This window comes from Lachnoclostridium sp. An169, assembly GCF_002160525.1.
In the GTDB taxonomy this organism is placed as follows: domain Bacteria; phylum Bacillota; class Clostridia; order Lachnospirales; family Lachnospiraceae; genus Mediterraneibacter; species Mediterraneibacter cottocaccae.
Window position 1 is genome coordinate 1 of record NZ_NFKT01000002.1, and the last position, 13558, is coordinate 13558.

General features: G+C 50.9%; 9 protein-coding genes. 7 read left to right on the plus strand and 2 right to left on the minus strand.

What is annotated here, in order from left to right; translation table 11 throughout:
* Nucleotides 1-965 (plus strand): Rpn family recombination-promoting nuclease/putative transposase (locus tag B5F07_RS01615; RefSeq protein WP_330397701.1); only part of this gene is annotated, 965 nt, incomplete at its 5' end.
* A gap of 64 nt (nucleotides 966-1029) precedes the next feature.
* Here the strand turns inward: B5F07_RS01615 and B5F07_RS01620 are convergent.
* A complete protein-coding gene (locus tag B5F07_RS01620) occupies nucleotides 1030-1929 on the minus strand; it encodes an RluA family pseudouridine synthase (protein ID WP_087159544.1) in 900 nt (299 codons plus the stop codon).
* A 418-nt stretch (nucleotides 1930-2347) separates the two neighbouring features.
* Here B5F07_RS01620 and B5F07_RS01625 point away from each other — a divergent pair, with 418 nt between their 5' ends.
* From B5F07_RS01625 to B5F07_RS01650, 6 genes are read left to right on the plus strand one after another with little or no spacing between them, the layout of a single operon-like run.
* Nucleotides 2348-3901 (plus strand): response regulator transcription factor, encoded by a 1554-nt coding sequence (locus tag B5F07_RS01625; RefSeq protein ID WP_087159765.1) that lies wholly within the window; start codon nucleotides 2348-2350, stop codon nucleotides 3899-3901.
* A complete protein-coding gene (locus tag B5F07_RS01630; RefSeq protein ID WP_087159545.1) occupies nucleotides 3876-5573 on the plus strand; it encodes a sensor histidine kinase in 1698 nt (565 codons plus the stop codon). Before B5F07_RS01625 ends, B5F07_RS01630 begins: the two co-directional genes overlap by 26 nt.
* Nucleotides 5570-7267: an extracellular solute-binding protein gene (locus B5F07_RS01635; protein WP_087159546.1), complete on the plus strand. Its 1698-nt coding sequence runs from the start codon at nucleotides 5570-5572 to the stop codon at nucleotides 7265-7267. The genes B5F07_RS01630 and B5F07_RS01635 overlap by 4 nt, the downstream gene beginning before the upstream one ends.
* A gap of 20 nt (nucleotides 7268-7287) precedes the next feature.
* Complete coding sequence (locus B5F07_RS01640; protein WP_087159547.1) at nucleotides 7288-9444, plus strand: Tex family protein; 2157 nt, start codon at nucleotides 7288-7290, stop codon at nucleotides 9442-9444.
* A 60-nt stretch (nucleotides 9445-9504) separates the two neighbouring features.
* Nucleotides 9505-10833 (plus strand): M20 metallopeptidase family protein, encoded by a 1329-nt coding sequence (locus B5F07_RS01645; RefSeq protein WP_087159548.1) that lies wholly within the window; start codon nucleotides 9505-9507, stop codon nucleotides 10831-10833.
* 1 nt (nucleotide 10834) lies between these two features.
* A complete protein-coding gene (locus B5F07_RS01650; RefSeq protein ID WP_087159549.1) occupies nucleotides 10835-12235 on the plus strand; it encodes a YfcC family protein in 1401 nt (466 codons plus the stop codon).
* A gap of 207 nt (nucleotides 12236-12442) precedes the next feature.
* Here B5F07_RS01650 and B5F07_RS01655 read toward each other — a convergent pair whose 3' ends face one another.
* A complete protein-coding gene (locus tag B5F07_RS01655; protein WP_087159550.1) occupies nucleotides 12443-13537 on the minus strand; it encodes an ornithine cyclodeaminase family domain in 1095 nt (364 codons plus the stop codon).
* Between the last annotated feature and the right edge of the window lie 21 nt (nucleotides 13538-13558).

Sequence of the window (13558 nt, forward strand, 5' to 3'; positions counted from 1 at the left end):
TTAAATATCGCGGAAAAAATGAGACAAATGGCGCAGTAAAATTAATTGACAAAAACAGCAGTAACAATGAAAACTTTATCATGCTTCCCATGGTGGATTTCTGTTTCAAGGAACTGATGAACAACGAGAAGGTGCGTCTGGGCTTTATTGCAGCAGTGCTCGGGAAAGAACCGTCCCAGATCCGCAGGACAACGCTGATTCCTACGGAACTGCGCAGGGATGCTCCGGATGACAAACTGGGAATCCTGGATGTGATGGTGGAACTGGAGACCGGTGAAAAGCTCAACATAGAGATGCAGGTGCCTTATTTTGAATACTGGCCCAGCCGGGTGCTGTTCTACGAGTGCAGGATATATGTCGGACAGATCAAAAAAGGTGAGTCTTATGAAGTATTAAAGCCCTGTATCCATGTCAGCATTCTCGATTTCATCCACTTTCCACAGGACAATCGCTGTTACCGGAAGATTGCTCTCTGTGATGTGGAAACCGGTGAACAGTATACGGATCTGTTGGAACTGCATATCCTGGAATTGAAAAAACTGCCGGAGGAAGACCAGAATGAGGAGGGCGTAATCCGATGGATGCGCTTTCTGGGCGGGAAGACCCGGAAGGAGTTTGAAGATATGGCAGAGAAAGACGAGTATATCGAAGAGGCGTATAACGAGTTGAAAAGACTGAGTCTGGATGAGAAGAAGAGGCTGGAGTACGAGGCGAGAGAGCGTGCGCTTCTGGATTATAATACCCAGATGAGGAGCGCGGAGCGGCGTGGAGAAAAACGTGGATTCGAGCGTGGAGAGAAGCGCGGAATTGAGCTAGGAGAGTGGAGTGCTCTGAAAAAACTGGTTGAGAAAAAACTGGAAAAGGGAAATGCCCCGGAAGAGATCGCGGATATCCTCGAGATGGACATAAGCGAGGTCACCAAGATCGCAGAGGAGTGGAAAAAGGAAACCTCCCGGAAGAAATAGCCAGGCTCCCTGATCTGATATCAGCAGGAATATGGCACTTTCTGATATCAGGAGGAAGACCATCTCAGCAGAAATCCGGATTCAGCACCCGGTCCATATCTTCCGGCATCGGCGCGGTAAATTCTATCTGTTCCCCGGTAATGGGATGGCGGAAGCTCAGGCGGTACGAGTGAAGAGCCTGGCGGGTGATATATTCCATGTCCGGATTGTACAGATAATCGCCTATGAGGGGATAACCGATATATTTCATATGGACACGGATCTGATGGGTGCGGCCTGTTTCCAGGATGAGGGAGACAAGGCTGTGCCCGTTTTTTTCTTCGACTTTACGGAAATGAGTGACCGCGGCTTCCCCATTTTCAAAATCGATTTTCCGCTCGATAAGGGAAGTTCCGGCTCTCCCGATCGGTGCGCAGACCGTTCCGGAAGGAGGCTGGATGCTTCCGCGGACGAGAGCCAGGTATTCCCGCTCGATTTCATGACGCACAGCCATGCCGGAGAGAATACTGGAGCTGACCAGATGTTTGGCGATCACGGTCAGACCGGAAGTATCCCGGTCCAGTCGGTTTGTACAGCGGAAGATGAAGGGCTTCTTCTGCTGCTCAAAATAGTACATCAGCGCGTTAGCCAGAGAATTCCGGTAATTGTTGAGAGAGGGATGGGTCGGCATCCCGGTGGGCTTGTTTACGATAATGATATCCTCATCCTCGTAGACGATATCAAGGGGAAGGGAAACTGCCGGTATATTCGGTGAGGACTCATGCTCATTAATGTGTACAGTGAGAAGATCTCCCTCTGCAAGCGGCGTGCGCATATAGGTCCAGACGCCGTTTATGAGAAGACTCTCCGGCATCTTTTTCAGCTGAGTGAGATTCTGATACGAATAACCTTTCCTGCGAAGATACTGCTCGGCGCGAAGCCCTGCATCTTCAGCGGTGATCTGATAGTTGATTTCCCTTTCCATTTTGTATCCTCGATTTCGTATTTATCCGCGGCAGAACAGCAGTACACCGGACAAAGGTACAGCAGGGTGTAACGTCCGCGGACAGGTCTGTCTGCTATTATACAGGAACCGTGCGGGAAATAGAAGATAAATCACGGAAAAAGAACACATTTCTTTATTTTTTAATATGTCCGGTCGGAAAAGAACTTTGTTATAATACAACATAAATCTATTGCAGCGCTGTTACTTTCACATGTCCGTTAAGCGTCCACAGCACCGCCCCTTATTGCCACGGCGGCTATGCCTGCGCCCGGGAGTGACAATAACAGTTTTTTTTGCTTTCTTCTTTTACACGTATTATAATAGCAGAAAGAAGCTTTCCGGGGGAAAGGGATGGGAGGACAAGTCTCCGGGATACAGCAGGGAAAGGGAGAGGATTATGCTTACGATTCTGATAGTGGATGATGAAAGACTGGAGAGAAACGGGATTAAATTCCTGTTGAAAAGGGAAGAGGAGGAGTTCCGTATTCTCGAGGCGGAAAACGGCAAAGATGCTCTGGGAATACTGGCGTCCAACCATGTCGATATTATTTTTTCGGACATTAAGATGCCTTATATGAACGGACTGGAACTTACCCGTCAGGTCAGAGAATCTTATCCCATGATGGAGATTGTGATTTTCAGTGGTTATAATGATTTCACTTATGCAAGGGAAGCGCTTCGTTACGGCGTGGTGGACTATGTCCTGAAACCGGTAGATCCGGAGGAATTCCACAAGACGCTGATGAGGGTATGCGATCATATACGCGGACGAGAAGAGGAAGAAGAGAGAAATAATGCGAAGACGGACTATCTGATGAAATATTTTTTCATCGATTATCTCTATACCGGAAGCGCGGAGAAGGCGGAAAAGGTGGCGCATATTCTGGAACAGGGCAGAGAAAAAAACGGGCTGATCGGCCGGTGTACCAGAATGATCCTGGCAGGGGCTTCGAACGGGCTGTTTGAGACGGAGGAAGAACACTTTATCGAAAATCTGAAGGAACAGCTTCAGAGGGAATTCTATTATGTCAATCTGAATTCTAATGAGTCACTTTTCCTTTTTACGGAAAAGTATACGGACTACAGGGCTCTGGCCGAGATGATTCATCAGTTTTTCCTCAAGCGCTATGAGACAGACTGCTATTTTGCAGTAAGCAAAGACCTTGCGGGGTGGAGACAGATGCCTGATGAGTTCCGGATACTGGAACAGCTCCTGCAGGAACAGTTTTATCAGCCGGGACATCATGTGTTTGTAAACGGAGAGGAAAAAGATGAGGAATCCTGGGACGCAGAGCATGATTCGGAAATTACGGAGCGCATTTCGAAAGATATCGGTTATAAGGATATTACGCAGCTGAAAAAAGATTTCGGCACTCTGGCGCAGAAATACAGGCAGGATAAGCAGTTTTCGGAAATGTATGTGAAATTCGTCTTTTCCGGAATTATGAAAGAACTCTTTGAACAGATCCCTTCAGGGGATGAGAAGAATCTTTCCCGAAAGGTCGAACGGCTTTACCGGTGCAGGAAGATACAGGATGTGCTTGAAATCGTATCTGAGGCAATGAGGGAATATGAAGCGTACATCAGTGAGCAGGAGGAAGGGTTTCGTCGGGAGATTTCAACAGTTAAGAGTTATATCCACTATCACTACGGCGAGAAAAACATCGGACCGGAAACGCTTGCTGCCCAGGTTTATCTGTCACCGGGATATCTGAGCACTATTTTCAAAGATGAGACAGGGGTGACTCTGAACCGGTATATCCGCGAAGTGAGGATGAACAAGGCAAAAGAACTGCTTGAGGGAACAAACATGAAAATCGCGCAGATCGCAAAGAAAGTCGGATTCGCCAACAGTTCATATTTCTGCCGCAGTTTCCGGGAATTCTTTGGTATGTCCCCGGATTCATGCAGGAAAGGAAAGACGGATGAAGAAACTGATCAGGATATTTAAAAATCTGAAGTTCCGGTATAAACTTACGCTGCTGATTGCAGCGGCAGGTCTTATACCGGTGATGATTATTGTCGTGTATATGCAGTATGGAATGATTAACCTGCTCCATGAGACAGAAATTGACAACATGGACAAGACATTGCAACAGTCCGTGAGATCCATAGAAAACCAGGAGAAAATCTATGAAAATCTGGTGAATTATCTTTCCTATTCCAAGAGTCTGCGGTCTATCCTTACCATGGATTCGATGTCGGATTATGAGACTTACAGTGAGTATGTAAATGTGGCGGATCCTTTGCTTCAGATGCCGCAGATTTATCATCAGGAGATTCGAAGTATTTCCCTGTATTCGGACAGCATTGAGGTGGCACACGGAGATACGCTTCTTCCGTTGGAAATGGCGGGAAAGCAGGCGTGGTATTCAAGGCTGGGCGATGATTCCGGGCTTCTGCAGTGGTATGCAGCACAGGGAGATACACAGGAGATTACAGCATTCCGGATATTTTACGGAGATGATGACATTGCAGCGGTTCTTGCAATCAGCCTGGACTATGGGACGGTTCTGGAACCCTTTACGAATCAGATCCGGGATAATACAGGGGGAATCATATTTGACAGCAGCGGCAGCGTGATTTATTCCGGTTACAGCATGGATGAAAAATATCAGCCGGCAGACGGGGAGTCCCTGGAATATCTGCAGGATCATTACACCTGTTCGGTACAGGAGATGGAAGGAACCGGTTGGAAATTCTGTATGTACCGGCCTGCGGAGGTCATAACAGAGTCTGCCTCGGTTCTGACATTAAGGAATATCCCGATTGTTATAATCTGCATTGTACTGATGGTAATAGCGGGCTATTTCTTCGCCAGGAAGACGATTGCCGGTCTGGAAATGCTCACGGAGAATATGAATCAGATCCATTTAGGTTTCCGCAAGGTGACTGTCAGCAGTGATTCCAATGATGAAGTCGGTGTACTGATCCGCTCCTTTCGCAGGATGATGGATCAGATGAACCATCTGATTTCAGAGGTGTACGAAGGCAAGATTAAACTGCAGAACAGTGAGATGAAGGCGCTTCAGGCTCAGATCAATCCTCATTTCCTGTATAATTCTCTCTCTATCATCAACTGGAAGGCAATTGAAGCGGGGGAGGATGAGATCAGCAGGGTTACACTGGCACTGTCTACTTATTACCGTACCAGTCTTAACCGGGGAGAGACGATGACCACAGTTGAGAGTGAAGTCAGCAATATCCGCGCCTATCTGAGAATTCAGCTTATTATGCACGACAATAGTTTCCAGGTCCGGGAAAAGATCGATCAGGAACTCTGCGGGTATGAAATTCCGAAACTTATTCTTCAGCCGCTTGTGGAAAATGCCATTGACCACGGGCTTGATATGTCGGAGAAAGCGGAGAAGATTCTGGAAGTCTCTGTTCAGGGAGACGGAAATGATATTGTGTTCTGCGTAAAGGACAACGGCGTAGGAATGGAACAGCAGAAGACAGAGCAGATTCTTACCTACCAGTCTTCCGGATACGGAGTGAGAAACGTGTCTGAACGGATACAGGTGCTGTACGGGAAAGACGGAAGCATGAAGGTAAAAAGCACCCCGGGTGAGGGGACGGAAGTGATAATCAGAATTCCAAAGAAAGCAGGGAAAAAGACATGAGAAAAGGAAAGGGGATCATTCGTGCGGCAGCAGTAACTCTGACGCTGCTTCTGAGTGCCGGAGCGCTGTCCGGATGCAGTGAGAACAGGACAGAGCCGAAAGGAACGAAGGAGAAGAGCGGAGGCAGCGAAGCTGCATGGGAGAGCGCACAACATACGCCGCTGGGAAAGTATCCGGAGACGGTAGAGTATACCCTGGGCAAGATCTCCGGAGCAAATAGCTCCAATATGCCGGAAGGGGACACCTATGAGGATAATGCATATACGCGTTATCTCAGGGAAATCCTTAATATCCAGAACGTGGATATTTTTGAACTTCAGACCGGAGGCGCCTATGAGGAGGCACTGGAGGTCACTATTGCGGATAAGAGTTTACCGGATGTCCTTGTGGTGAATGGGCGGGAGAATCTGATGCGGCTTGTGGAGGCCGGACTTGTGGAAGATCTGACGCAGGTATATGAGGAGTGCACAACTGAAACCATCAAAGCAATGTATGAGAGTTATGGAGAAGATCTTCTGGGTTCCGCTACATTTGACGGAAAGCTTTATGCTTTTCCGAACTGTGAGATCGACGATGGTCATATGCTGCTCTGGCTGCGGACGGACTGGATTCAGAAGCTTGGGCTTGAGGAACCGGCGTCCATGGATGATGCCATGAAGATTATTAAGGCTTTTGTAGAAAATGATATTGCCGGAAACAAAGAGACAATCGGTCTGGCATGCAGTACGGAACTGATAGCAGGCTCCAGCGGTACTTACGGTGTGGACGGGATTTTCACAAGATTTGGTTCTGTACCGGAACGGTGGATCCTGGATGACGATGACGGTGTGGTGTGGGGATCTCTGACAGACGAGACAAAGGAAGCTCTGGCATTTCTGAATCAGCTGTATGAGGACGGCATTCTTGATTCCCGTTTCCTCCTGCGGCAGACGGAAAATATCGATGATCTCGTGATAAATGGGAAGTGCGGTGCAATATTCGGGCGTTGGTGGGCGCCGAACAATCCGCTGAGCCTGTCTTATGAGGCGGATGATACGGCAGTGTGGAAGCCTTATCTTTTTGCCGAAGATGTGCAGGAACAACCCCAGACATTTGAGGCATATGATAAATGGATGTATGTTGTGGTACGCAAAGGATATGAGCATCCGGAGATTGTAGGAAAATATGTGAGTGCTATTTTTGATTACTCCAGGTATGAAGATGACCGGTATGCCAACGATGTAAACAAATATTTTGCGATCAATGTGGATCCAACGGCGCGGCCGATGAACATAAACGTAGATTACATTGACGCACTGTTTCGGTGTGAAACAAATCTTGAGGCTGCACTGGACGGTGAGATGAGCAGGGATGAACTATCCGGTCTTGAAAAATCCTATTACGATACCTGTGAAGCATACCTGAATGAAGAGCGGGGAAGTGCCAATGAATGGGCGGCATATGCATCGAGAATTCAGGCGGTCCAGGTGCTCAAAGCGGTCGGAAACGCAGAAAAACCGGTTATTTCGATAGGTGATGCAGATGCAGAGATCCCGCAGAATCTCAGAGATATGGAAAGGGAAGCGTTCCTTCAGATTATTGTCGGCGAAAAACCGGTAGATTATTTCGATACTTTTGTGGTAGAATGGTATGATAATGGAGGCGCAGAGCTGACGGAGAGCGTCCGTGCGTCATACCAGGAAACATTGAAGTAGAGAGGAACGAAAAGACAAAGATGGATATTAATCAGAAAATTACGGATGAACTCGCGGTGAAGCGCTGGCAGGTGGATGCAGCGGTAAAACTGATTGACGAGGGGAATACGATTCCGTTTATTTCAAGATACAGGAAGGAGGCGACAGGTTCTCTTAACGATGAACAGCTCAGGAAGCTGTATGAGAGACTGGTCTATCTGCGCAATCTGGAGGAGAAGAAGGAACAGGTGATTTCCAGTATCGAGGAGCAGGGGAAGATGACAGAAGAGCTGCGTGCGCAGATCCTTGCAGCCCAGACACAGGTGGCGGTGGAAGATCTGTACCGTCCTTACCGTCCGAAGAGGCGGACCCGTGCTACCATTGCGAAGGAGAAGGGGCTGGAGCCTCTTGCTGCGCTGATCATGCTGCAGAATGCGAAGGAGCCTCTTGAGAAAACGGCGGAAGCATATGTTTCGGAGGAGAAGGATGTGAAAACCGCGGCGGACGCTGTCGCCGGTGCGAAGGATATTATCGCAGAGTCCATTTCCGACAATGCGGATTATAGAAGCTGGATCCGCCGGACGACCATGAAGAAGGGAAAGGTTGTCTCTGCGGCAAAGGATCCGGAGGCGGAGTCGGTTTATGAGATGTATTATGAATTTGAGGAGCCGGCGGCGAAACTTGCGGGACACCGTGTCCTGGCACTGAACCGCGGAGAGAAGGAGAAATTTCTCACTGTAAAGGTGGAGGCGCCGGATGATGAGATCATCAGTTACCTTGAGCGGAAGACAATCACCAGGGATAATCCCTATACCACACCGGTTCTGAAAGATACCGTGGAGGACAGCTATCACCGGCTGATCGCCCCGGCGATCGAGCGGGAGATCCGCAGCGAACTGACCGAGAAGGCGGAGGACGGAGCCATCGAAGTGTTCGGGAAGAACCTGCACCAGCTTCTGATGCAGCCGCCCATTGCGGGACATGTGGTGCTCGGATGGGATCCCGCTTTCCGTACCGGCTGCAAGCTGGCGGTTGTGGATCCCACAGGAAAGGTGCTGGGGACGACAGTGATCTATCCGACTGCACCGACCACGCCGAAAAAGATCCAGGCAAGCAAGGATCTTTTGAAGAAGATCATACCGAAATATCACATTTCTCTTATCTCTCTCGGAAACGGAACGGCGTCCAGAGAATCGGAACAGTTCATTGTGGAGCTGTTAAAAGAGATCCCGGAGAAGGTGCAGTATGTGATCGTAAACGAGGCAGGGGCGTCTGTCTACTCCGCGAGCAAGCTGGCAAGTGAAGAGTTCCCGAAGTTTGATGTGGGACAGAGGAGCGCGGCGTCCATTGCCAGAAGGCTGCAGGATCCTCTTGCAGAACTGGTGAAGATCGACCCCAAGTCCATCGGCGTGGGGCAGTACCAGCATGATATGAACCAGAAGAAGCTGGGCGAATCGCTGAATGGCGTTGTGGAAGACTGCGTAAATAAAGTCGGCGTGGACTTAAATACCGCGTCGGCGCCGCTTCTCTCCTATATTTCCGGAATCAGCAGCACGATCGCCAAAAATATCGTGGCATACCGTGAGGAGAACGGACGCTTTACAGACCGCAGAGAACTGCTGAAAGTCCCGAAACTGGGACCGAAAGCATTTGAGCAGTGTGCGGGATTTATGCGGATCCTGGAGGGAAAGAATCCGCTGGATTCCACAGGCGTTCACCCTGAGTCCTACGAGGCGGCGGAGAAGCTCCTCAAAAAGCAGGGATATACGCCGGAGGATATCACAGAGCACAATCTGACCGGACTGTCGCTGACCATCCGGGACTATAAGAAGCTGGCGGATGAACTGGGGATCGGCGAGATCACTCTGAGGGATATTGTGAAAGAACTGGAGAAGCCTGCCCGCGATCCCAGGGACGAGATGCCGAAGCCGATTCTGCGCACGGATGTGCTGGAGATGAAGGACCTGAAAGAGGGAATGGTGTTAAAGGGAACTGTGAGAAATGTTATTGATTTCGGGGTATTTGTGGATATCGGCGTCCATCAGGACGGTCTGGTTCATATCTCCCAGATAACAGACAGATATATTAAGCATCCGCTGGAAGCGGTGAGCGTGGGGGACATCGTGGATGTGAAAGTGATGAGCGTGGATCTGAAGAGAAAAAGGATTCAGCTCACGATGCGGGGAATTTCAGCCTGATCCCGGAGAAACCGGAGGAGAGCAGGATGGCGGACGTCCGGAAAGGAGAAACATACCACGATGAGCACGGAGTATGAGAAGAGAGAGAAACAGGAAAACATAAGAGATGTGTCAGCGTCAGAAAAAGTGAGCGGGAAAAACAGGGAGCGCGCCGTCCGGATTCGGGAAAGGGCGGAGAAGATCCGTTCCCGGATCGTGGAAGACAGAAGAGTTCTGCACCAGGATCCGGAGATTGGGATGGATCTGCCCCGGACCAGCGCATATATCTGCAAATGTCTGGATGAGATGGGGATTTCCTGGAAAATGTGCGGAGGACCGCTCCCGCGGAAGATGACGGAAGACTACATGGCGGCGGGATTCCCGCGGATGGAGCGGGCAACCGGAGTAACGGCGGTGATCGGCAGCGGTAGTCCCTGTATCCTGCTGCGGGCGGATATGGATGCCCTGCCGGTGAAGGAAGAGAATGAACTTTCCTTCCGGTCCTGCAGCGGCACCGGCCACATGTGCGGCCACGACAGCCATGCCGCCATGCTGCTCGGTGCGGCGAGAATATTAAAAGATATGGAAGGGGAGCTGAAAGGATCGGTCAAGCTGATGTTCCAGCCCGGTGAGGAGACCGGCGCCGGCGCCAGAGTGATGGTGGAGAACGGAGTCCTGGAGAATCCGAAGGTAGATGCAGCGCTGGGTCTGCATGTGCAGACGGTGGAAGAGACAGGGACAGCCGGGTATGCAGCCGGAGTCAACTCTGCATCCCTGGACAGCTTTATCCTGAAGATTCACGGAAAGGGCGGACACAGCTCCCAGCCTCAGCTCTGTGTGGACCCGCTGATGATCATGAATCAGGTGTACCAGGCGGTGAACCTGCTGGTGACACGGGAGACAGACCCTGCCGCTATGGTGGCACTGACCTGCGGAGTCGCCAAAGGAGGCACGGCGGTGAACATTATCCCGGAGGAGGCCGAACTGCACATCGGAGTGCGGACCCTGGACGTCGCAGCGGCGAATCATCTGAACCGGCGCATCCCCGAGCTGATCGACCACTATGTGAAGGCCTGGGGCGGAACCTATGATCTGACCGTGTTCCACACGCCCTGTACCTATACGGACGAAAAGCTATGCCGGGAACTTGTCCCGTATATCGGGATGATTACCGGGGAGGAGAAGGTTCATCAGATTCCGCCTATGACGGGGACGGAAGACTTCGGCTATGTGACCGAGAACGTGCCGGGAATGTTTGTGTTCATCGGGGCGGGAGAACCCGGGAATGCGCCGCTTCACAGTCCGCACATGGTACTGGACGAAGATGTACTGCCGGTGGGAGCGGCGGTGTACGCCATGGCGTCGGTATCGTGGCTTGAGGAACACGGAACCGGAAAGGAGGATGCGTAAGATGAACTGTACAGAGAAAAAACAGAGAGGATTTCACATGCCTCATGTATTTATCATCCTTCTCGTGATCATGCTGTTTGTCGTTGTGCTCTCGTACCTGATCCCCAGCGGAATCTATGACAGAATTCAGGACGCGGCAGGAATCTCGGTGATTGATCCGGATACTTTCCGCTATGTGGAAAATGAGACGCCTATAACGTTTATGGACTATTTTGAGGCGATTTATACCGGATTTGTCAACGGGGCGACGATCATGGGAACGCTCTTTATCAGTTCCGGCGTAATCTATCTCCTGGAAGTGAGCGGAGCCTTCGGTGCAGGGATCAATGTGATCCTGAAAAAGACGAAGGGACGGGAGTTTTCCGTGGTCTGTATCTTCTATACCATTTTCGTGATCTTCGGTGTCCTGGGATACGGGGAGGCGGCTTATCCCTTCTATCCTCTGGCAGTCACCATCGGCTTTGCACTGGGCTATGACAGGATGGTGGGGACGGCACTGGCCATCGTGGGAAGCACGGTGGGCTTCACGTCAGGGCTGATGAATACGTTTACCACCGGGGTGGCGCAGCAGATCGTGGGTCTGCCGCTGTTCTCGGGAATCGGATTCCGCGCGGTGGGACTGGCAGTGTTCTATGTGATCGGTCTGGTGGGACTTTATACTTACTGCCGGAAGATCAAAAAGGATCCGTCCAGGAGTCTGATGAGTGAGGAGTATCTGAATCAGAACCGGGAGGAACATGCTTCCGGGATGGAAGAGATGACTCTGAGGAGAGTGCTGGGGCTGCTGGCATTTCTATGCATTATTGTCGTGCAGGGATACGGATGCATCCGTCTGGGATGGTCCTTCCCGCAGATCGCAGCGATCTATGTGATCCTGGGGATCCTTCTTGCCCTGATCTTCCGGATCGGACCAAGCGAGGCCTGCCAGCTGTTCTGCAAAGGTGCGGTGAGAGTGTTCGCCGCTGCATTTGCCGTAGGTCTGGCTCAGTCGGTGGTTGTTCTGATGAACCAGGCATGTATCATGGATACGATTGTACACGGAATGTCGCTGCTGCTCCAGAACAGGAGCGCGATCCTGGCGCTGCTGATTATCTTCGTGTTCGTGACACTGTTTAACTTCCTTGTGGTGTCGGGAAGCGGAAAGGCGGTTATTGTCATGCCGATTCTTCAGCCTTTGGGAGAGATCCTGCACATCAATCAGCAGGTGCTTGTGCTTGCCTATCAGTACGGAGACGGGATCACCAACAGTTTCTGGCCGGGAAGTTCTCTTGTCCAGCTGTCCATGTGCGGTGTGGACTACGGAACGTGGATCAGATTCTGCTGGAAGATCTATCTCTCGCTGATTGTGAGTGCATTTATCCTTATCATGATCGCTTACGGAATCGGATACGGACCGTTTTAGGAGCTGTTATTGCAACATAAAAATCGGGATATCCTGCGGGGAGAGTATTTCCCCGGGATATCCCGATTTTTATGCGATTTTTATGCTGTCAGTTCCGCAAACTGCCGAGCGCTGCAGTTTGCCGAGCGCTGTAGTTTGCCGATGCAGTTTGCCGAGCACTGCAGTCTGCCGGAGCACAGGAAAATACGGCGCAGCAGCCGTCCCTGCTTAGAGAATATTCAGCCCTTTGGCCACGATCATGATGAAGTCCTGTACATTCGTGACAATGGTGGTGGCGGCAAGGCTTCCCCGGTCCAGAAGCTTGTTCACCACAAACTCGTCGGCGTCCACGGTGTAGAGAAATACCGGGCGCACGGATCCGTCCTCCAGAACCCGGTAGGAGGGGGTCATGTTTCCTGTGGCGATGGTGTGGAGCATGGTGGCAAGACACACCACGGTGGTAGCTTTCTTTACCATATTCCGCATGGCTGTCTGTCCTTCGTAGGCGTCCCCGATTACCTCCGGAAGCGGACCGTCATCGCGGATGGAGCCGGTGAGGACGAATGGAACATTGTTCTTCACACATCCGTACATGATTCCGTTATCGATCTTATAGTCCTCGATAAACTGCGGAATGGAGCCGCTCTTTCTCACCCGGTTGATCACATCCAGATGGTTGTAATGTCCGTTGGGCTGGGAGCGCTGGGTGTAGATATCCTGTCCCAGCGCGGTGTGGAACATGGCTCCCTCCAGATCGTGGGTGGCAAGGGCGTTTCCCGCCATCAGTCCGTCCACATATCCGTTGTCCACCATTGCCTGCATGGCCCTGCGGGCGTCCGCGTCAAAGGAGAAGGCAGGTCCCATGACCCACAGGATATTTCCGTGTTCCCGCTCATATCTGAGCAGTTCAAAGAGGCGGTCATAATCACGGGCATAGGAAGTCTCACGGCTTCTGCCCTGGCGGAATACGAACTGGTCGCTCTCAGGTTCATCCGGCGACTCAAAGCCGGTACTGTGCAGATAGATCCCTTCCTCTCCGTTCTCAGTGCGACCGAGGATGACCTTGTCCCCGACCTTCAGATTCCGGTTCTCCACAACTTTCAGCTCCCCGTCATCCCCGATGACGACACTGGAATCCATGCGACTCTCTTTGGCGAGCAGCCATTTCCCGTTGATCTTGAAGTATTCCGGATACATGGAAGTGCTGTGATAATTTTCCGGTGCAACACCGGCTGTGCTGACAGCCTCCCATTTCGCGTCCGGCGCGTCGGTGAATTTTGGCTGTGTAAAGTCAGGTTCTCTGTATTCTGGCATTTGAAACATAGTTTTATCTCCCTTTTTGAT

What these genes read in the sequence shown, in the direction of transcription:
- B5F07_RS01620 (WP_087159544.1), bottom strand. Translation starts at nt 1,929, where the DNA reads ATGGAAAGGGAAATCAACTATCAGATCACCGCTGAAGATGCAGGGCTT.
- B5F07_RS01625 (WP_087159765.1), top strand. Translation starts at nt 2,348, where the DNA reads ATGCTTACGATTCTGATAGTGGATGATGAAAGACTGGAGAGAAACGGG.
- B5F07_RS01630 (WP_087159545.1), top strand. Translation starts at nt 3,876, where the DNA reads ATGAAGAAACTGATCAGGATATTTAAAAATCTGAAGTTCCGGTATAAA.
- B5F07_RS01635 (WP_087159546.1), top strand. Translation starts at nt 5,570, where the DNA reads ATGAGAAAAGGAAAGGGGATCATTCGTGCGGCAGCAGTAACTCTGACG.
- B5F07_RS01640 (WP_087159547.1), top strand. Translation starts at nt 7,288, where the DNA reads ATGGATATTAATCAGAAAATTACGGATGAACTCGCGGTGAAGCGCTGG.
- B5F07_RS01645 (WP_087159548.1), top strand. Translation starts at nt 9,505, where the DNA reads ATGAGCACGGAGTATGAGAAGAGAGAGAAACAGGAAAACATAAGAGAT.
- B5F07_RS01650 (WP_087159549.1), top strand. Translation starts at nt 10,835, where the DNA reads ATGAACTGTACAGAGAAAAAACAGAGAGGATTTCACATGCCTCATGTA.
- B5F07_RS01655 (WP_087159550.1), bottom strand. Translation starts at nt 13,537, where the DNA reads ATGTTTCAAATGCCAGAATACAGAGAACCTGACTTTACACAGCCAAAA.